At 66.2% G+C, this 19691-nt stretch carries 19 protein-coding genes; 5 read left to right on the plus strand and 14 right to left on the minus strand.

Going from position 1 to position 19691, the window contains the following annotated elements:
- From A5753_RS09525 to A5753_RS09545, 5 genes are all read left to right on the plus strand, one after another.
- A partial coding sequence (locus tag A5753_RS09525; protein WP_156656039.1) for a DUF4129 domain-containing protein occupies positions 1-523 on the plus strand: 523 nt, incomplete at its 5' end.
- Positions 520-1002 carry a hypothetical protein gene (locus A5753_RS09530; protein WP_067126269.1) on the plus strand — a complete coding sequence of 161 codons (483 nt, stop codon included), beginning with the start codon at positions 520-522 and terminating at the stop codon, positions 1000-1002. The genes A5753_RS09525 and A5753_RS09530, both read left to right, overlap by 4 nt.
- 19 nt (positions 1003-1021) lie before the next feature.
- Complete coding sequence (locus A5753_RS09535; RefSeq protein WP_067126272.1) at positions 1022-2002, plus strand: MoxR family ATPase; 981 nt, start codon at positions 1022-1024, stop codon at positions 2000-2002.
- Positions 1999-3258: a DUF58 domain-containing protein gene (locus A5753_RS09540; RefSeq protein WP_067126274.1), complete on the plus strand. Its 1260-nt coding sequence runs from the start codon at positions 1999-2001 to the stop codon at positions 3256-3258. Before A5753_RS09535 ends, A5753_RS09540 begins: the two co-directional genes overlap by 4 nt.
- A 4-nt stretch (positions 3259-3262) precedes the next feature.
- Positions 3263-3712 (plus strand): hypothetical protein, encoded by a 450-nt coding sequence (locus A5753_RS09545; protein ID WP_067126375.1) that lies wholly within the window; start codon positions 3263-3265, stop codon positions 3710-3712.
- A 22-nt stretch (positions 3713-3734) separates the two neighbouring features.
- Here A5753_RS09545 and nuoN read toward each other — a convergent pair whose 3' ends face one another.
- From nuoN to A5753_RS09615, 14 genes are read right to left on the minus strand one after another with little or no spacing between them, the layout of a single operon-like run.
- Complete coding sequence (nuoN, locus tag A5753_RS09550) at positions 3735-5324, minus strand: NADH-quinone oxidoreductase subunit NuoN (RefSeq protein ID WP_067126277.1); 1590 nt, start codon at positions 5322-5324, stop codon at positions 3735-3737.
- Entirely contained in the window at positions 5321-7168 is a 1848-nt protein-coding gene (locus tag A5753_RS09555) for an NADH-quinone oxidoreductase subunit M (RefSeq protein ID WP_156656040.1), read from the minus strand. The genes nuoN and A5753_RS09555 overlap by 4 nt, the downstream gene beginning before the upstream one ends.
- A gap of 49 nt (positions 7169-7217) precedes the next feature.
- Entirely contained in the window at positions 7218-9104 is a 1887-nt protein-coding gene (gene nuoL / locus A5753_RS09560; RefSeq protein ID WP_067126280.1) for an NADH-quinone oxidoreductase subunit L, read from the minus strand.
- A gap of 10 nt (positions 9105-9114) precedes the next feature.
- Entirely contained in the window at positions 9115-9414 is a 300-nt protein-coding gene (gene nuoK, locus A5753_RS09565; protein ID WP_007772892.1) for an NADH-quinone oxidoreductase subunit NuoK, read from the minus strand.
- Complete coding sequence (locus tag A5753_RS09570) at positions 9411-10199, minus strand: NADH-quinone oxidoreductase subunit J (protein ID WP_067126378.1); 789 nt, start codon at positions 10197-10199, stop codon at positions 9411-9413. Before A5753_RS09570 ends, nuoK begins: the two co-directional genes overlap by 4 nt.
- 26 nt (positions 10200-10225) lie before the next feature.
- Positions 10226-10771: an NADH-quinone oxidoreductase subunit NuoI gene (gene nuoI, locus A5753_RS09575; RefSeq protein WP_067126283.1), complete on the minus strand. Its 546-nt coding sequence runs from the start codon at positions 10769-10771 to the stop codon at positions 10226-10228.
- Positions 10764-12026, minus strand: coding sequence for an NADH-quinone oxidoreductase subunit NuoH (gene nuoH / locus A5753_RS09580; protein ID WP_067126380.1), 1263 nt, complete (start codon positions 12024-12026; stop codon positions 10764-10766). The genes nuoI and nuoH overlap by 8 nt, the downstream gene beginning before the upstream one ends.
- 5 nt (positions 12027-12031) lie before the next feature.
- A complete protein-coding gene (locus A5753_RS09585) occupies positions 12032-14449 on the minus strand; it encodes an NADH-quinone oxidoreductase subunit G (protein ID WP_067126285.1) in 2418 nt (805 codons plus the stop codon).
- 6 nt (positions 14450-14455) lie between these two features.
- A complete protein-coding gene (gene nuoF / locus A5753_RS09590) occupies positions 14456-15802 on the minus strand; it encodes an NADH-quinone oxidoreductase subunit NuoF (protein ID WP_067126288.1) in 1347 nt (448 codons plus the stop codon).
- Entirely contained in the window at positions 15802-16557 is a 756-nt protein-coding gene (gene nuoE / locus A5753_RS09595; protein ID WP_067126291.1) for an NADH-quinone oxidoreductase subunit NuoE, read from the minus strand. The genes nuoF and nuoE overlap by 1 nt, the downstream gene beginning before the upstream one ends.
- Positions 16554-17879 carry an NADH dehydrogenase (quinone) subunit D gene (gene nuoD / locus A5753_RS09600; protein ID WP_067126294.1) on the minus strand — a complete coding sequence of 442 codons (1326 nt, stop codon included), beginning with the start codon at positions 17877-17879 and terminating at the stop codon, positions 16554-16556. Before nuoD ends, nuoE begins: the two co-directional genes overlap by 4 nt.
- Complete coding sequence (locus A5753_RS09605) at positions 17879-18586, minus strand: NADH-quinone oxidoreductase subunit C (RefSeq protein ID WP_067126298.1); 708 nt, start codon at positions 18584-18586, stop codon at positions 17879-17881. Before A5753_RS09605 ends, nuoD begins: the two co-directional genes overlap by 1 nt.
- On the minus strand, positions 18583-19137 hold the full coding sequence (locus tag A5753_RS09610) for an NADH-quinone oxidoreductase subunit B family protein (protein WP_067126301.1): 555 nt from the start codon (positions 19135-19137) through the stop codon (positions 18583-18585). Before A5753_RS09610 ends, A5753_RS09605 begins: the two co-directional genes overlap by 4 nt.
- Positions 19138-19146: 9 nt before the next feature.
- Positions 19147-19524 carry an NADH-quinone oxidoreductase subunit A gene (locus tag A5753_RS09615; RefSeq protein WP_007772880.1) on the minus strand — a complete coding sequence of 126 codons (378 nt, stop codon included), beginning with the start codon at positions 19522-19524 and terminating at the stop codon, positions 19147-19149.
- Between the last annotated feature and the right edge of the window lie 167 nt (positions 19525-19691).

The raw sequence follows: 19691 nt of genomic DNA on the forward strand, positions 1-19691 counted from the left end.
CCCGCCGCAGCATCCGCACCGTCCTCGCGACGCCTCGCAGAACATGCTGGGGATCCTGCTCGCCTGCACGGTCGCGATGTTGGCGATGTTCGTCGCCGGGACTATCGCGTCGGCGCGGCGGCGCTGGCGTCCGGCGGCTCAGGCCATCGCCGACGAGCCGGCGGAAGCCCCAGCGCCCCCAGCGCGTTCGGAGTCACTGGCGCGAGCGGCCGAGCGTGGATTGGCCGAGATGACCGACCTGAGCCGAGAGCCGCGAGCGGCGATCATCGCCTGCTATGCCGCGATGGAACGTGAACTCGCACAGGTTCCCGGCGCGGTGCCCCAGGAATTCGACACCCCGACCGAGGTGCTGGCCCGCGCGGTTGAGCACCACGCTCTGCACGCTGACAACGCCGTTGAATTGGTGAACCTGTTCGCCGAAGCGCGATTCAGCCCCCACGTGATGAACGAGGGCCACCGCGACACCGCGGTGCGCGTCCTTCGACTGGTCCTCGACGAGCTGGGCTCGCGGAGTGCGGCATGAAAAAGATTATGTCCCTGGGTATTTGCCTCATCATCGGCATCGAATTGTTGGCATTGACGCAGCATGATCGACGGTGGGTGCTGGCGGCCTCCGGCCTGGGGCTGGCCCTGGTGCTGCTCAGCCTGCGTCGCGCCCTGGCGCGTGGATACGAAGCCGACGCGGAGCCGGACGCCGACGATCTCGGGGATTCGTTGCGCCGCTGGCTGTCCACCACCGAGACGACGATTCGGTGGTCGGAGTCCACCCGAGTCGACTGGGACCGGCATCTGCGCCCGATGCTCGCGCGCCGCTACGAGATGACAACTGGCCAAAGGCAGTCCAAGGATCCGGTGTCCTACCACGCAACCGGGCGCATCCTCTTCGGCCCGGAACTGTGGGAATGGGTCAATCCCAACAACGTCACTCGCACCGGTGACCGCCAACCCGGCCCGGGCCGTGCGGCACTGCAAGAGATCCTGCAAAAGCTGGAGCAGGTATGACAGGAGGCGCGATCCCGACATGACGCTGCCGGCCGCAACCACGACCGCCCACTGCGAGGCGATTCTCGACGAAATAGAACGCGTAGTGGTGGGAAAGCGCTCCGCGCTGCGGCTTATCCTCACCACGGTCCTCGCGCGCGGCCACATCCTCATCGAAGACCTGCCCGGCCTCGGCAAGACGCTGATCGCGAGATCCTTTGCCGCCGCGCTGGGGTTGCAATTCACCCGGGTGCAGTTCACGCCCGATCTGCTGCCGGCAGACCTGCTCGGCTCGACGATCTACGACATGCAGTCCGGCCGTTTCGCGTTCCGGCCCGGCCCCATCTTCACCAACTTGCTCCTGGCCGACGAGATCAATCGCACACCGCCGAAAACCCAGGCGGCGCTGCTGGAGGCGATGGCCGAAGGCCAGGTCAGTATCGACGGCGAAACGCACCAGCTGCCAGCGCCTTTCATCGTGCTGGCCACCGACAACCCGATCGAGTACGAGGGGACTTATCCGCTGCCCGAGGCGCAGCTCGACCGGTTCGCGATCCGGCTGGAACTGCGTTATCTCAACGAGCGGGACGAGACCTCGATGTTGCGCCGCCGCCTCGAACGCGGTTCGGCGGAACCGACGGTCAATCAAGTCGTGGACGCACACGACCTGCTGGCCATGCGTGAATCGGTGGAGCAGGTGACCGTGCACGAAGACGTCCTGCACTATGTGGTGTCGCTGGCCAATGCGACGCGACACCATCCGCAGGTTGCGGTGGGCGCCAGCCCACGCGCCGAACTCGATCTCGTGCAACTCGCCCGGGCCCGCGCGCTGCTGCTCGGCCGCGACTACGTCATCCCCGAGGATGTGAAGGCGCTGGCCATCGCGGCGGTCTCACACCGGATCACCCTGCGCCCCGAGATGTGGGTACGAAAGATCCAGGGCGCCGACGTAATCGGAGAGCTGCTGCACCGCCTACCTGTGCCGCGAACCGGCACCGGCGGGGGAGAGAACCCGGCGTGACGTCCAGCGTCGGGGTCGAGTTTCGCTGGCGTGCATCGGAATTGACGCGAGCGATCGCGACGTGCGCGGGGTTCGCGATGGCCGCCGCCGTGATCGGCTCGCGGTGGCAGCTGATCGCGTTCGCGGCACCGCTGCTCGGCGTGCTGTGTTCGATCAGCTGGCAGCGGCCGGTCCCAACGATTCAGGTGCATGGCGAGCCTGACGCGCAGCGTTGCTTCGAAAACGACCAGGCGCACATCAGGATTTGGACAACCGAAGAAGACGGGGATTCGGCAGTGCAGGTCACGGTGCCGGACATCGCGGGCATGGAGCTCGAAATCGCCGAATCCGAGGTGGCTCAACGGAAATCCGTCACAGCCGCCGCGCGGCGCTGGGGCCGGTACTCCATCGCGGCTCGCATCGACGTCGTTGCCCGCGGCGGGCTGCTCAGCGGGAAGGCCACGGTCGGGGCCGCCGAGGTCATCGTGTTTCCCTTGACGCCGCCACAGCAGACGCCCATCCCGCAGACCGAGCTGCTCGACCGATTGGGCGCCCACCTGACCCGCCATGTCGGTCCAGGTGTGGAGTACGCCGACATTCGCCTCTATGTGCCGGGCGACCAACTGCGCGCGGTCAATTGGCCGGTGAGCGCGCGCCGCGGCCAATTGCATGTGACACAGCGATTGACCGACCGCGCCGCCGACGTGGTGGTCTTGATCGATGGCTACCGGCAGCCCGCGGGTCCGGCGACCGAGGCCACCGAACGCGTCGTGCGCGGGGCGGCGCAGGTGGTGCAAACCGCATTGCGCCACGGTGATCGGGCCGGCATCGTCGCTCTCGGGGGCAACCATCCGCGTTGGCTGGGCGCGGACATCGGGCAGCGCCAGTTCTATCGGGTGCTCGACACCGTCCTGAACGCCGGCGACCGATTCGAACAGACCACGGGCACATTGGCGCCGCGCGCGGCGGTTCCCGCAGGGGCGATCGTCATCGCGTTCTCCACCCTGCTCGACACCGAATTCGCCTTGGCCCTGATCAATCTGCGCAAGCGCGGTCATGTCGTGCTGGCCGTCGACATTCTCGATCGTTCGCCGTTCGAAGACGAACAGGATCCGTTGGTGGATCGGATGTGGGCGCTGCAACGCTCCGCCATGTATCGCGACATGGCCACCATCGGCGTGGACATCGTGTCGTGGCCGGGCGATAGCGGTCTTGAGCAGTCCATGGGTGTGCTGCCGGATCGCCGCCGGCGAGTGCGGGGGAGGCTGCGTGGATAACGGCGTGAGCACGCTGACGCGGGTTGGGGCGCCCGCGTTCGCGACGGGCTTCGGTCTGCTCATGGTCGGCCTGGCCGCCGATGGTTGGCGTGGCTCGCCGGTGGCCGCCTGGGTGGCGGCGCTGATTGCGGTCGCGGTCGGCATCGTATTTCGCTCCGCCGCAACGGTTGCCGTGCTGCTGGCCACGGTCACCGCAATGCTGTCCGACCCGTCGGTGATATTCGTCGCGCTGTCCGGTTTGTGCGCCGCCGCCTACCTGGTATGCCGCCATGCGGTCGGCGCGTCCACCCCGGTGGTGTTGAACAGCTGGCCGACGGCGGCCGGCGCCGTCGGGTTTACGTTCGCCGGGTTGGTCGCGACGTCGTTTCCCTTGCAGTTGCCATGGTTGCCACTGGTGGCCCCGCTGGGTGCATTGGTGATCTACCTGCTGGCCATCCGACCGTTCATGAGTTGACCGGTGACGCCGGCCGACGACGTCAGTGCAGCAGCTCGGCGGCCTGGTCGGCCAAATCGAGCAGCGGCTGCGGGAAGATGCCCAGTGCCACCGTGACCGCGGCACACACCGCGATGGCGGCCTTGCTCAAGAAGCCCGGCGCGACCACGTGCGGAGTGTCCTCGGTCGCCTCGGTGAAGAACATCGACACGATCACCCGCACGTAGAAGTAGGCGGCGACGCCGCTGGCGACCACACCGACGATCACCAGGGGCACGGCGCCGCCCTGTGCGGCCGCCTTGAAGACCGCCAGCTTGCTGACGAATCCGCTGGTCAGGGGGATGCCGGCGAACGCCAGCAAGAACATCGAAAACATCACGCCCACAATGGGTGAGCGTTGCCCCAGCCCCGCCCAGTGCGACAGGGTGGCGTCTTCGACTCCGTCGGCGTCACGGATGAGGCCGACGATCGCGAACGCGCCGACGGTGCTGAAACTGTAGGCCAGCAGGTAGAACAACGTGGCGGACAGGCCCGTGTGGTTATCGGCGATGACGCCGGTGAGGATGAATCCGACGTGGGCGACCGACGAGTAGGCCAGCATGCGTTTGACGTCGGTCTGGTTCACCGCGGTGATGGTGCCGACCGCCATGGTCAGGATGGAGATGGCCCACAGCACCGGGCGCCACTGATCGTGCAGCGGCGGCAGCGCCACATAGATAACCCGAAGCAGCGCACCGAAAGCTGCGACCTTGGTAGCCGCCGCCATGAAGCCGGTGATGGGCGTCGGCGCGCCCTGGTACACGTCGGGAATCCACGAGTGGAACGGAACGGCACCGACCTTGAACAGCAGGCCCACCGAGAGCAGCGCGACGCCCACCAACGCCATCGAGGTGTCGCCGTGCGCGGCCAGCCCATCACGGATACCCGTCAGCAGCAGCGTGCCGGTCGCGCCGTAGAGCAGCGCGACACCGTAGAGGAAGAACGCCGAGGAAAACGCGCCCAGCAGAAAGTATTTCATCGCCGCTTCCTGCGAGAGCAGGCGACGATGACGGGCCAGGCCGCACATCAGGTATAGCGGCAGGGACAACACTTCCAGTGCGACGAACATGGTCAGCAGGTCGTTGGATGCGGGGAAGACCATCATGCCGCCGACTGATAGCAGCGCCAGCGGGAACAGCTCCGTCTGGGCGGCCCCGGCCCGCTCGGCCTCGCGCTCGGCGTCGCCGTCGGGCACCGCCGATGCCTGCGGCGTGAAGGAGTCCAGGCCGCCCGAGCCGGCCTTGCCGACTCCCACGGACACCTTGCTCTCCGCTTTGGGCTGGGCGCGCTCGGCGATGAAGATGACCGCCATCACCGCGACCAGCAGCACCGTGCCCTGCAGATACAGCGTCGGGCGGTCGATGGCCATGGCGCCCAAAACCGCCACCCGGCCCGGGATTTGGATCGAGCGGCTCACGGCGATGACCGCGACGAATGCCGCGATCAAACCGGCGAGCGAGAGCGTCACCTGCGCGGTGTAGCGAATTCGCCTGGGCAGGAACGCCTCTGCGAGGACGCCCACCACGGCCACGCCGAACACGATGAGCGTCGGACAGAGCAGGAAGTACTGAATGCTCGGGGTAGGGAGGGTCATCGCGGTCCTTCGGCGGTCCGGTGTGGTTCGGCCGGTCTGGGTGTTCCCACCGGGACGGTCGGCTTCGGGTCATGCTGGCCCATGGTGGTCATGGTGTTCTCGACGGCGGGATTGATGATGTCGAGCACGGGCTTGGGGTAGATGCCGAGCACGAGTAGCAGCGCGATCAGCGGTGCGACGACGATCAATTCGCGTGCGCGCAGATCGCCGATCTTCTCGTTGCCGCTGACGACCGGTCCGGTCATCACGCGTTGGTAGAGCCACAGCATGTAGACCGCCGAGAGCACCAGCGCCGTGACCCCGAATGCGGCGGCCAGCCAGTACCGGTTGAAAGTGCCCAGCAGCACCAGGAATTCGCTGATGAACGGCGCCAGGCCCGGCAGTGACAGGGTGGCCATGGCCGAGACCAGGAAGGTGCCTGCCAATACCGGCGCCACCTTCTGCACGCCGCCGTAGTCGGCGATCGTGCGGCTGCCGTGCCGCGATATCAGGAACCCGGCGATCAGGAAGACCGCGGCCGTGGACAGGCCGTGGTTGAGCATGTACAGCGTCGACCCGCTCTGCCCCTGGCTGGTCATCACGAAGATGCCCAGGATGATGAATCCGAAGTGCGAGATCGACGTGTAGGCGATCAGCCGCATGATGTCGGTCTGGCCGATGGCGACGATCGCGCCGTAGATCACCCCGATGACCGCCAGCACGACGATCAGGGGGCGGAAATACGTTGAGGCGCCCGGGAACAACTGCAGGCAGTATCGCAGCATGCCGAAGGTGCCGACCTTGTCCATCACCGCCATCATCAGCACCGCGGTGGCAGGGGTGGCTTCGACCGCGGCGTCGGGCAGCCACCGGTGGAACGGCCATAGCGGGGCCTTGATCGCGAACGCGAACATGAAGCCCAGGAACAGCGCCTTGAACACCGCGGAGTCCGCGCCATAGCGACCGGAGGCGACGCCGGCCACGATCTCGCGGAAGTCGAAGGTGCCCGAACCGTGTTCCGAGGTCACCACGTACAGCCCGATCACCGCGGCCAGCATGATCAACCCACCGAACAGGTTGTACAACAAGAACTTCACGGCCGCGCGCGACCTGCCTGGCCCGCCGCCGAACCCCCCGATCAGGAAATACATCGGGATGAGCATGGCCTCGAAGAAGACGTAGAACAGCAACACGTCCAGCGCGACGACCGAGATCAGCACCATCGACTCGATCGCCAGCGTCAAGGCGATGTAGGCCTGCACCCCCCGGCTGCGCTCGCCACCTGACGATCGCAAGCGCGGCGAAGCCGGGCGCAGCGGGTCGTCAGCATTGGCACCTGACGATCGCAAGCGCGGCGAAGCCGGGCGCAGCGGGTCGTCAGCATTGGCACCTGACGATCGCAAGCGCGGCGAAGCCGGGCGCAGCGGGTCGTCAGCATTGGCACCTGACGATCGCAAGCGCGGCGAAGCCGGGCGCAGCGGGTCGTCAGCATTGCCACCTGACGATCGCAAGCCAGCCGGGCGCAGCGGGTCGTCAGCTTCATCCCCGTCGTTCCAGCCGGCCACCTGCAGCACCGGAATCAGCACCGCCGTCAGCAGCACCAGCACCACCGCGATGCCGTCCACACCCAGGGTGTAGCCGGCGCCGAACGCCGGGATCCACTGGTGCTTTTCGACGAATTGGTAAGGCGCGCCACCGGTCTTGAACCCGACCGTGACCACGATGGCCACCACCAGGGTCAGTACGCCGAAGACCAGACCGGTCCACTTGGCGAGCTGTCGCAGCCCGGGCGGCATCAGGATGATCAACACGGAGCCGGCCAGCGGCATCAGCCACAGCACGCTCAGCCATGGAACGCTATTCACCAGCGCCGCTCCTCATCATCGCTTCCCATCGCATCGTCGCCGGCACGAATCACCACAGCCGCACCGCCAGGATCAGCGCGACAACCAGCACCGCGCCCGTCAGCATCGACAATGCGTAGTTGCGGGCGAAGCCGGTTTGCAACCCCCGCAAGCGGTTTGATGTCGAGCTCACCAGCGCGGCCAGTGCGTTGACCGAGCCGTCGACGCCCGCATTGTCGACCTCGACGAGCGCGTGAGTTAGGTGCGCACCCGGGCGCATGAAGACCTCCTCGTTGAAGGCGTCGCCGTATAAGTCGCTGCGTACCGCCGTCGTCAACGCCGACACGGAGAGCGGGGCCACCCGCGGGATCGGAATCTTCGCGTACAGCCGGTAGGCCACCGCGATGCCGATGACCACGACACCTAGCGCCAGCGCGGAGCTGACCCAGGCTGGGAACGCGTGGGTGACTTCCTCATGCTTTCCGACGACCGGTTCGAGCCAGCTCTGCAGGGTGCCCCCTACCGCCAGCAGGCCACCGGAGAACACCGAGCCGACGGCGAGCAGGATCATCGGCCACGTCATCAGGGCCGGCGCCTCATGTGGGTGGGCACCGGGGCTCCAGCGTTTCTTGCCGAAGAAGGTCATGAGCATCACGCGCGTCATGTAGAACGCGGTGACGCCGGCACCCAGTAGCGCGGCGCCACCCAGCAGGTAACCCTGGGTGCCACCGGCGGCCAGCGCCGCCTCGATGATGGCGTCCTTGGAGAAGTAGCCCGCGAAGGGTGGCACGCCGATGATCGCGAGATAGCCCAGGCCGAAGGTGACGAACGTGATGGGTAGCGCCGCGCGCAAACCGCCGTAGCGGCGCATGTCCTGTTCTTCGTGCATCGCGTGAATCACCGCGCCGGAGCCGAGGAACAACCCGGCCTTGAAGAAACCGTGGGTGAGCAGGTGCATGATCGCGAAGGCGTAGCCGGCCGGGCCGAGGCCGGCCGCCAGCACCATGTAGCCGATCTGGCTCATCGTCGATGCGGCCAGCGCCCGCTTGATGTCGTCCTTCGCGCAGCCGATGAAAGCTCCGAGCAGCAGCGTGACCGCACCCACGATGACCACGGCCAGCCGCGCGTCGGGGGACAGGTTGTACAGCGGGTTGGACCGCACGATCAGATACACGCCGGCGGTCACCATGGTGGCGGCGTGGATCAGCGCGGACACCGGGGTGGGGCCCTCCATGGCGTCACCCAGCCAGGCCTGCAGTGGGACTTGGGCGGATTTGGCGCAGGCGCCCAGCAGCAAGAGCAGTCCCATGGCGGTCAGCGCGCCATGATTGGCGGCCGGTGCGGCGGTGAACACCCCGGCATACGACAGGGTGCCGAAAGTGCTGAACATCAAGAACATTCCCAGGGCCAGCCCGGCATCGCCGACCCGGTTCATCACGAACGCTTTCTTGGCCGCGGTGGCCGCCGTCGGCTTGTGATACCAGAATCCGATCAACAGGTAGGACGCCAGGCCGACGCCTTCCCAGCCGACGTAGAGCACGACGTAGTTGTCGGCGACGACCAGCAGCAGCATCGACGCCAGGAACAGGTTGAGGTAACCGAAAAACCTTCGGCGGTCGACATCTTCTGCCATGTAGGCGACCGAATAGATGTGGATCAGTGACCCGACCCCGGTGATCAGCAGCACGAAACACACCGACAGCTGGTCGATTTGCAGCCCGAGGTCTACTTGGAGCTGGCCGACGGGGATCCAGCTGAACACCTTCTGGTGGATGACGCGGTCGTCGGCGGCGCGGCCGAGCAGCTCGCTGAGCAGGCTCACGCCCACCGCGAATGCCGCGAGCGCGGTAGCGCAGCCCAGCCAATGCCCCCACCGGTCGGTGCGTCGCCCGCCGAACAGCAGGATTGCGGCGCCCGCCAATGGCAGGGCCACCAGCAGCCACGTGTATTGAGTCATGTTGGCGTCTTCAGCCTTTGAGTAGATTCGCGTCGTCGACGGATGCCGATTTGCGGGTACGGAAGATGGTCATGATGATGGCCAGGCCGATGACCACCTCGCATGCGGCGACGACCATCGTGAAGAACGCGATCATCTGCCCGTCCAGATGGCCGTGCATCCGCGCGAACGTGACGAAGGCGAGGTTGACCGCGTTGAGCATCAGCTCGACGCACATGAACATGACGATGGCGTTGCGGCGCAACAACACACCGGAGGCGCCGATGGTGAACAGGAGTGCCGAAAGGTACAGGTAGTTAGCCGGATTCACGACGTACCGCCTTGTGAGAGAGTCGGGCTCGGCTCGGTGGAAGTGGTCCTCTTGCCGTCGGCGCCGCGACTTTGCAGCAGCGGCGACACCGAAAGCTTCGAGTACGAGCCGTCCGGCAGCAACGCGGCCACGTCGACGGCGTTGTGGCGTGCGTACACACCGGGGCTGGGCATCGGGGTGGGGTGCCCGCCTGCCTGGAATCGTTCCTGGGAGAGCTCGCGCTGTGTCTTGCGGCGCTCGAAGCGCTCGCGGTGCGCCAGCACCATCGCACCGATGGCCGCGGTGATCAGCAGCGCGCTGGTGAGCTCGAACGCCCACAGGTACCGCGAAAATATCAGCGCCGCCAGCCCTTCCACGTTGCCGTTGGCGTTGGCTGTGGTGAGCCCGGCGAAACCGCCGGTGGACAAGTTGCCGATGGCGGCGATGAGCAGAATGCCGAACCCCATACCCGCCGCCACCGCGGCGATCCGCTGGCCGCGCAGCGTCTCCTTGAGGGATTCCGCGGAGTCCACACCGATGAGCATCAGCACGAACAAGAACAGCATCATCACCGCGCCGGTGTAGACCACGACTTGGACCACACCCAAGAACAGCGCGTCCTGAATCATGTAGAAGACCGCCAGGATGATCATTGTCATCGCCAAAAACATCGCCGAGTACACGGCGTTGACGGCGGTGACCACACCGATCGCGCCGAGCACGGCCAGGACGCCCAGCATCCAGAAGGCGACCGCTTCACCGGTGGACGTGCGGACGATGGTGTCTTGCGCAAAACTCGATGCCACGACGACGGCGTGGCCGGTCAATCCGATCACCGGGAGTCTCCGGACTGCTGGGTCTCCCGCAACCCCTCTGCGGTCACATTGCCTTGGTAGTAATCCTTATCGGTTGCGCCTTCGACCCTGGGGTGCGGCGGCGCGAGCATGTCTTGCAGCAGCGGCGCCAGTAGCCGGTCCTTCTCGTAGATCAGGTCCGCGCGGTTGTCGTCGGCCATCTCGTAGTCATTGGTCATGGTCAGCGCCCGCGTGGGGCAGGCCTCTATGCACAGTCCGCAACCGATGCAGCGCAGATAGTTGATCTGGTAGACCCGGCCGTAGCGTTCCCCGGGCGAATACCTGAGTTCCTCGGTGTTGTCCGCGCCCTCGACGTAGATGGCGTCGGCCGGGCACGCCCAGGCGCACAATTCGCACCCGATGCACTTCTCCAGACCGTCGGGGTAGCGGTTCAGCTGGTGACGGCCGTGGTAGCGCGGCATGACGGGGCCCGGCTTCTCCGGATACTCCTCGGTGACGTTCTTTTTGAACATCGATCCGAACGTCACGCCGAATCCGGCCACGGCGTCCAAGAATTTAGCCACGTGCTTCCTCCTTGCTCGCAGCCGCCAGGGACTTCATCGGCAGCGGCGGTGTCGGGAATACCGGTGTCGGGCTTTCCGCGGCAGGCAGCTTCTTCGCCTCGCGGCGCAACTGTTTCTCCAGCGCGCGAATGCCCGGCGCGCTGAACGGCTTTCGCAGCAACAGCACGAGCACCGTGGCGAACACGATGCTGCATGCCACCAGGATCGGGGTCCAGTGCTGGAAGCCCTGGTTGCGCAGCGTGCGAATGACGGCGGCGATCAGCACCCAAACCAGCGAGGCCGGGATCAGCAGCTTCCAGCCCAGACCCATGAACTGGTCGTAGCGCAGCCGGGGCAGCGAGGCCCGCAGCCAGAAGTAGATGAACAGGAAGGTCCACATCTTCGCGGTGAACCACAGCACCGGCCACCAGCCGGTGTTGGCGCCCGCCCACATGTTCAGCGGCCACGGCGCGTGCCACCCACCGAAGAACAAGACGGTGGCCAGCGACGAGACCGTCATCATGTTGACGTACTCGGCCAGCATGAACATCGCGAACTTCAGTGACGAGTACTCGGTGTGGAATCCCGCGACCAGCTCACCCTCGGCCTCGGGCAAATCGAAAGGCGCCCGGTTGGTTTCGCCGACCATCGAGATCAGGTAGATCACGAACGAGGGCAGCAGCAGGAACGCGTACCAGACCCGGTCCTGCGCTGCGACGATCTGCGAGGTGGACATCGAGCCGGCGTAGAGGAATACCGCCGCGAACGAAAGCCCCATCGCCACTTCGTAGGAGATGACCTGGGCGGTGGAGCGCACCCCGCCGAGCAGCGGGTAGGTGGACCCGGAAGCCCAACCGCCCAGCACGATTCCGTACACACCGATCGCCGACAGTCCCAGAATGAACAGCACCGCGACCGGCAGGTCGGTCAGCTGCAGCGGCGTGCGGTGTCCGAACACCGACACGACCGGACCAAACGGGATGAACGCGAAGGCGGTGAACGCCGGAATCGTGGAGATGACCGGCGCCGCGAAATAGACGAACTTGTCGACGCCGCCCGGGGTGATGGTTTCCTTGAGCGCCAACTTGATTCCGTCGGCCAGGCTCTGCAGGGCACCCCACGGCCCGACACGGTTGGGCCCGGGCCGCAGCTGCATCCAGCCGAGGACCTTGCGTTCGAGCAGAATCGCCACCAGCACGTTCAGCATGAGGAATGCGAAGATCGCCAGCGCCTTACCGAGCACCAACCACCAGGTGTCGTGCCCGAACGCGGTCAACGCTGTCATGAGCCAACTCCGATCTTGACGGTGCTGCCAACCGATACGCCGAGTTGGCGGTGCATCGCCGAACCGGGCGAGTTCACCGGAAGCCACACCACCCGGTCGGGCATGTCGGTGATCACCAGCGGCAGGCTGATGGATCCGTGCGACGTGCTGACGGTGACCGCGTCGCCGTCGGCGGCGCCGATCTCGGCCGCCGTATCGGCGGACAGCCGGGCGACGGGCTCGCGCGCGGTTCCCGCCAGATGCGGCTCGCCGTCTTGTAATCGGCCGTTGTCCAACAGCATCCGCCAGCCGGCCAGTATCGCCTCGCCCGCGGCGGGCTGGGCCGGCTCCGCGGCCGCGACGTCCGGGCTCGCGGCGCGCTTACCGTCCCAGTGCCGCAGCGCGGCCAGTTCTTCGCGGGCCGTGGCGACGGTGGACATGCCCAGATACACACCCATTTCGTCGGCAAGCGTGTCGAGCACCTGGTGGTCGGATTGGCTGGCCTGCTGGGCGGTGCCGCGCAGCGCCGCTTCGAACGGCCGGAAGCGACCCTCCCAGTTGACGAATACGCCGGCCTTCTGCGTCGTCGACGCGACCGGAAACACGACGTCGGCGCGTTCGGTTACGGCGCTGTGCCGCAGCTCCAAGCTGACCACGAAGCCGACACCGTCGAGCGCCGCCAGCACCGCTTGCGGATCGTCGAAGTCGTTGGGCTCGACACCGCCTACGAGCAGGGCGCCCAGCGTGCCGTCGGCGGCGGCGGCGACGATACCGTCGGCGTCACGTCCACTGCCGGAGGGCAATTCGGAGACGTTCCACGCCTGGGCAACCTGCGCCCGGGCGGTCTCGTCGTCGATGGGTCGGCCACCGGGCAGCAGCCCCGGCAACGCACCGGCTTCCAGCGCGCCCCTCTCGCCGGCGCGACGCGGCACCCAGGCCAGGCGGGCGCCGGTGGTGTCGGCGAGCCGAGCCGCGGCCGATAATCCGCCCGGCACCGTGGCCAGCCGTTCGCCGACCATGATGACCGCCCCCGCGGTGGAGAGCAGATCGCCCACCTCACCGGTGGCCAACCCGTCCAGTGCCGAAGCTTCTGCGCCGGGAACGGTTTTGATCAGCCGCCCGGACACCTTGGTCAGCGCGCGCGTGGCGAAAGGCGCGATGGCGTAGATCGGCAATCCGTGCTTGCGGGCCGCCTTGCGCAACCGCAGGAAGACGATGGGCGACTCGTCCTCGGGCTCGAATCCGGCCAGCACGACGACCGGCGCCGATTCCAGATCGGCGTAGCTGACGGTGATCGGTTGGCCGGCGATCTTGGCGGCCAGGAAGTCGGCCTCCTCGGCCGAGCTCGGGCGGGCCCGAAAGTCGATGTCGTTGCTATCCAACACGATACGCGCGAACTTGGAGTAGGCGTAGGCGTCCTCCAAGGTCGCCCTGCCGCCGACCAGCACACCCGTGCGGCCACGCGCCGCTTCGAGGCCCTTTGTCGCGACGGCGATCGCGTGAGACCACGACGCCTGTTGCAGCGAGCCGTCGGCGTCGCGGATCAGGGGAGTGGTGAGCACATCGGCCTGAGTCGCGTAGTTGAACGCCCACCGGCCCTTGTCGCAGTTCCACTCCTCGTTGACTTCGGGGTCGTCGCCGGCCAGCCGGCGCAGCACCTTGCCGCGGCGGTGGTCGGTGCGCTGCGCGCACCCGGAAGCGCAGTGCTCGCAGACGCTGGGGCTGGAGACCAAGTCGAAAGGGCGGGCCCGGAACCGGTACGAGGACCCGGTCAGTGCGCCCACCGGGCAGATTTGCACGGTGTTGCCCGAGAAGTAGGAGTCGAACGGTTCGTTGGCGTAAATGCCGACCTGCTGGAGGGCGCCTCGTTCCTGCATGTCGATGAAGATGTCGCCGGCGATCTGCTCGGAGAACCGGGTGCAGCGCGCGCACAGGATGCAGCGCTCCCGGTCCAGTAAGACCTGTGACGAGATGTTGATCGGCTTGGCGAAGGTGCGCTTGACGTCGGTGAAGCGAGAATCGGCGCGGCCGTTGGACATTGCCTGGTTCTGCAGCGGGCATTCACCGCCCTTGTCGCACATCGGGCAGTCCAGCGGGTGGTTGATGAGCAGCAGCTCCATCACACCGTGCTGAGCCTTGTCCGCGGCCTCCGAGGTGAGCTGGGTGCGGACTACCATGTCGTCGGTGGCGACGGTGGTGCACGAGGCCATCGGCTTGCGCTGACCTTCGACCTCGACCAGGCACTGCCGGCACGCGCCGACGGGTTCCAGCAGCGGGTGGTCGCAGAACCGCGGGATCTGGATGCCCATCAATTCGGCGGCACGGATCACCAAAGTTCCCTTGGGAACGCTGATCTCGTTGCCGTCGATGGTCAGCGTCACCATCTCCGGCGGACGCACCTCGTCGCCGGTCTCGGTCTTGGCCGCGCTAGTCATCGAGTCTTACCCTTTCGCGCCGTCGCGCTCCGCCGTCAGCATGGAGTCTCGTGGATCGAAGGGGCATCCGCCGCCCTCGACGTGCGCGACGTATTCGTCGCGGAAGAACTTGATCGACGACATCACCGGGCTGGCGGCACCATCGCCCAAGGCGCAGAACGACTTCCCCAGAATGGTGTCGGAGATGTCCAGCAACTTCTGGATGTCCTCGTCGGTGCCCTTACCGGTTTCCAGCCGCTCGTAGATCTGATCCAGCCAGAAGGTGCCCTCCCGGCACGGCGTGCATTTTCCGCACGACTCGTGCTTGTAGAAGTAGGTCCAGCGCCGCACGGCACGGACCACGCAGGTGGTCTCGTCGAAGATCTCCAGCGCCTTCGTGCCCAGCATCGAGTCCACACCGCCGACACCCTCGTAGTCCAGGGGCACGTCGAGGTGCTCGTCGGTCAGCAGCGGGGTCGACGACCCGCCGGGTGTCCAGAATTTGAGCCGATGCCCGGCCCGCACGCCGCCGGCGTAGGCGAGCAACTCCCGCAACGTGATTCCCAGCGGGGCCTCGTACTGGCCGGGCCGGGTGACGTGGCCGGACAGCGAATATAGCGTGAAGCCCGGGGATTTCTCGCTGCCCATCGAGCGGAACCAGTCCACGCCGTTGCCGATGATCGCCGGCACGCTCGCGATCGTCTCGACATTGTTGATCACCGTCGGGCAGCCGTAGAGTCCGGCCACGGCCGGGAACGGCGGGCGCAGCCGCGGCTGGCCGCGGCGGCCTTCCAGCGAGTCCAGCAGCGCGGTTTCTTCGCCGCAGATGTAGGCGCCGGCCCCGGCGTGCACCACCAGCTCCAGGTCGAAGCCCGAGCCGTTGATGTCGCGGCCCAGGTAGCCGGCGGCGTAGGCCTCGGCGACCGCGTTCTGCAGGCGGCGCAGGACCGGCAGCACCTCCCCGCGCACATAGATGAACGCGTGGCTGGCCCGGATCGCGTACGAGGCGATGATGACGCCCTCGACGAGGACATGAGGCGTCGCCAGCATCAGCGGAATGTCTTTGCACGTACCGGGTTCCGACTCGTCGGCGTTGACCACCAGGTAATGGGGTTTGGCGGCCGCGCCGGTGTCGCCCTGCGGGATGAACGACCACTTCGTCCCCGTCGAGAATCCCGCGCCGCCGCGCCCGCGCAGCCCGGAATCCTTCACCATCCCGATCACCGCGTCGGGCTCCATCGCCAGCGCCTTCTTCATCGCCTCGTAGCCGCCGTGGCGGTGGTAGGTCTCGAGGGTCCAGGATTCGGGATCGTCCCAGAACCGGCTGATGACCGGCGTCAGCGGTGTCGCCTGGTTGTCAGAAGTTGTTGTCATTACTGGCCTTCCGGCGCGCTGGGCGCCTCCATGCCGAGTTCCTTGGCGACCTTCAGGCCGGCCAGGGTGGCCGCACCGGCGCCGCCCTGGCCCTGGTCAGGACGCTCGTCGGGCAGGCCGGCCAGGATGCGCGAAGTCTCGCGGAAGACGCACAGTGGGGCACCACGAGTGGGCGACTTCGGCTCGCCGGAACGCAGCGAGTCGACGAGTTCGCGTGCCGACTCCGGCGTTTGGTTGTCGAAGAACTCCCAGTTCACCATCACCACGGGTGCGAAATCGCAGGCGGCATTGCATTCGATGTGCTGCAGCGTGACCGATCCGTCGGCGGTGGTCTCGTCGTTGCCGACGCCCAGATGTTCCTTCAGGGCGTCGAAGATGGCATCGCCACCCATGATGGCGCACAACGTGTTTGTGCAGACACCCACCAGATATTCGCCGGTGGGGCCGCGCCGATACATGGTGTAGAAGCTCGCGACCGCGGAAACCTCGGCCCCGGTGAGCCCCAGCTGCTCACCGCAGAAATCCAGGCCCGCCGGTGTCAGGTAGGAATCCTGGGCTTGCACCAGGTGCAGCAACGGCAACAGCGCCGACCGCTTGTCGGGGTAGCGGCCCATGATCTCCTTGGCGTCGACCTCCAGCCGGGACCGCACCTCGGGTGGATACGTCTTGGGCGCACCCTCCACGACGAACGCGTTGGGCTCGTCGGGCGGTGGGCCGAGCCGGATGAAGACCGGCTGTCCCTGCGGCCCGGTCACCGGTCCACCCCGCCCATCACCGGGTCGATGCTGGCGACCGCGGTGATCAGGTCGGCGACCATCCCGCCCTCGCACATCGCGGCGACCGCCTGCAGATTGGTGAACGAGGGGTCTCGGTAGTGCACCCGGTAGGGCCGGGTACCGCCATCGCTGACCATGTGCACGCCCAGCTCGCCGCGCGGCGATTCGACCGCCGTGTAGACCTGGCCCGCCGGAACCCTGATGCCCTCGGTGACCAGTTTGAAGTGGTGAATCAACGCCTCCATGGAGCCGCCCATGATCTTGGCGATGTGTTCCGGTGAGTTACCCAAGCCGTCGGGGCCCACCTTCAGGTCGGCCGGCCAGGCGATCTTGCGGTCCTCGACCATGGTCGGGCCGGGCTTCAATTTGTCCAGACACTGCTCGACGATCTTGATCGACTCCCACATCTCGTTGACGCGAATCATGTAGCGCCCGTAAGCATCACACGTGTCTTCGGTGATTACGTCGAATTCGTAGTTTTCGTATCCGCAGTACGGTTCGCTCTTGCGCAGATCGTGGGGAAGCCCGGTGGCACGCAGGATGGGGCCGGTGATGCCCAGCGCCATACAACCGGTCAGATCCAGATATCCGACGTCCTGGGTGCGGGCCTTCCAGATGGCGTTCTCGTTGAGCAGGCCGCCCATGTCGCGCAGGACTTGCCTGAGTTCCTTGAGGCCTTCGACGATCTCGGCTTCAGCGTTAGGCGGTAAGTCCTGCGCCACGCCCCCGGGGCGGATGTAGGCGCTGTTCATTCGCAGGCCGGTGATCGACTCGAACAGGGTCAGCACGATCTCGCGTCCGCGGAATCCGACGAACATCGGGGTCATGGCGCCCAGTTCCATGCCGCCGGTAGCCAATGCCACCAGATGCGACGAGATCCGGTTGAGCTCCATCATCATCACCCGGATCACGTTGACCCGCTCCGGAATCTGATCGGTGATGCCGAGCAGCTTCTCCACACCCAGGCAGTAGGCCGTCTCGTTGAAAAACGGTGCGAGGTAATCCATCCGGGTCACGAAGGTGACGCCCTGGGTCCAGTAGCGGTATTCGAGGTTCTTTTCGATGCCGGTGTGCAAATACCCGATGCCGCACCGGACGTCGGTGACCGTCTCGCCCTCGATCTCCAGGATCAGTCGCAACACCCCATGCGTGGACGGATGCTGGGGCCCCATGTTGACGACGATGCGTTCGCCGGGATCGACACCGCGGGCGGCTTCGACGACCTTGTCCCAGTCCTGGCCACCGGCGACCACGAAGGTCTCGCCGGCGCCGTCGTGCGTCGATTCAGTGGTAGTGCTCATCAGTTGTACGCTCTCCGCTCGTCGGGCGGGGGTATCTGTGCGCCTTTGTATTCGACGGGAATTCCGCCGAGGGGGTAGTCCTTGCGCTGGGGGTGCCCGTGCCAGTCGTCCGGCATCTCGATGCGGGTCAGGGATGGGTGCCCGTCGAAGATGATGCCGAAGAAGTCGTAGGTCTCCCGCTCGTGCCAGTCGGTCGTCGGATAAATCCGGAACAGCGAGGGAATGTGCGGATCACCGTCGGGCGCAGACACTTCCAGGCGAACGCGGCGATTGTGCGTGATCGACTGCAACGGATAGACCGCGTGCAGTTCGCGTCCCGTCTCGTTCGGGTAGTGCACCCCGCTGACGCCCAGGCACATTTCGAAGCGCAGTTGCGGGTCGTCGCGCAACCGGTGAGCGACCTGCTCCAGCGCGTCGCGCCGGACGTGCAAGGTCAGTTCGTCGCGGTACACCACGACTTTTTCGATGGCGTCGGTGAACTCGACGTTGTCGTTGTTCAAAGCCGCGGCCAGGCCGTCGACCACCTCGTCGAAGTAGCCGCCGTAGGGCCGCGGGCTGCTGCCCGGGAGCAGGACTTCGCGTACCAGCCGCCCGTAACCGGACGTGTCACCCGAGCCCTTGGCGCCGAACATCCCGCGGCGCACGTCGATGACTTCTTCGTCGGCGCGGCTGATTGCTTCTTTCGGGTCTTGGTCCGGTGAACTCATCGCAGCAGTCCGCGCATCTCGATCGTGGGCCGGGCCGACAGCGCCGCCTGCTCGGCTTCGGCGATCGCGGTCTCCCGGTTGACGCCCAGCGGCATCTCCTGAATCTTCTCGTGCAGCTTCAGGATTGCGTACAGCAGCATCTCGGGTCGCGGCGGGCAGCCGGGCAGGTAGATGTCCACCGGGACCACGTGATCGACGCCCTGCACCACCGCGTAGTTGTTGAACATCCCGCCGGATGACGCGCACACGCCCATGGCCAGCACCCATTTCGGTTCGGCCATCTGGTCGTAGATCTGTCGCAACACCGGAGCCATCTTCTGGCTGACCCGTCCGGCGACGATCATCAGATCGGCCTGCCGGGGGGTCGCCGAGAATCGCTCCATGCCGAACCGGGCGAGGTCGAATCTTGGCCCGGCCGTTGCCATCATCTCGATGGCGCAGCAGGCCAAGCCGAAGGTCGCCGGCCACAGTGAGTTCTTGCGGACGTAGCCCGCGACCTTCTCGACTGTGGACAGCAGAATCCCACCGGGCAGCTGTTCCTCAAGACCCACGTCTTCCCCTCAATCCCACGTCAGGCCGCCGCGGCGCCACACGTAGGCGTAGGCCACGAAAACCGTCAGCATGAAAATCACCATTTCGACCAGAGCGAAGGTGCCCAGCGCGTCATAGCTGACGGCCCAGGGATACAGGAACACGATTTCGATGTCGAAGACGATGAAGAGCATCGCGGTGAGGTAGTACTTCACCGGAAAGCGCTGCCCGGCTGTCGCATGCGGGCCGCTCACCGACGTCTCGGTGGGTTCGATTCCACACTCGTATGCCGACATCTTCGACTTGTTGAAACGTGACGGGCCGGCCAGGCTCGCGATCGCCACCGAGCCCACGGCAAAGGCAGTGGCAATGGCGCCTAGCACCAAGATGGGTATGTAGACGTTCAACTCGCTCCATGATCCGTCGTACGAGCCGCCTGCAGCGGCCAGGCGGTAGCCGGGCTGCTGTGACGAGCCGGGCCGCAGGCACGTCACAGTGATTTACAACATAGCGTCGCGGCGTGCGGCGCGCTTGCCCGGGGTGGACGTTTTGCCGTATCGGCGGTGCCACGTCG

This window comes from Mycobacterium sp. 852002-51971_SCH5477799-a (genome assembly GCF_001667145.1).
Taxonomy (GTDB): Bacteria; Actinomycetota; Actinomycetes; order Mycobacteriales; family Mycobacteriaceae; genus Mycobacterium.

Excerpts from the sequence above, each read along its gene's own strand:
- A5753_RS09530 (WP_067126269.1), top strand. The coding sequence starts at position 520 with ATGAAAAAGATTATGTCCCTGGGTATTTGCCTCATCATCGGCATCGAA.
- A5753_RS09535 (WP_067126272.1), top strand. The coding sequence starts at position 1,022 with ATGACGCTGCCGGCCGCAACCACGACCGCCCACTGCGAGGCGATTCTC.
- nuoN (WP_067126277.1), bottom strand. The coding sequence starts at position 5,324 with ATGACCCTCCCTACCCCGAGCATTCAGTACTTCCTGCTCTGTCCGACG.
- nuoL (WP_067126280.1), bottom strand. The coding sequence starts at position 9,104 with ATGACTCAATACACGTGGCTGCTGGTGGCCCTGCCATTGGCGGGCGCC.
- A5753_RS09585 (WP_067126285.1), bottom strand. The coding sequence starts at position 14,449 with ATGACTAGCGCGGCCAAGACCGAGACCGGCGACGAGGTGCGTCCGCCG.
- nuoF (WP_067126288.1), bottom strand. The coding sequence starts at position 15,802 with ATGACAACAACTTCTGACAACCAGGCGACACCGCTGACGCCGGTCATC.
- nuoD (WP_067126294.1), bottom strand. The coding sequence starts at position 17,879 with ATGAGCACTACCACTGAATCGACGCACGACGGCGCCGGCGAGACCTTC.
- A5753_RS09605 (WP_067126298.1), bottom strand. The coding sequence starts at position 18,586 with ATGAGTTCACCGGACCAAGACCCGAAAGAAGCAATCAGCCGCGCCGAC.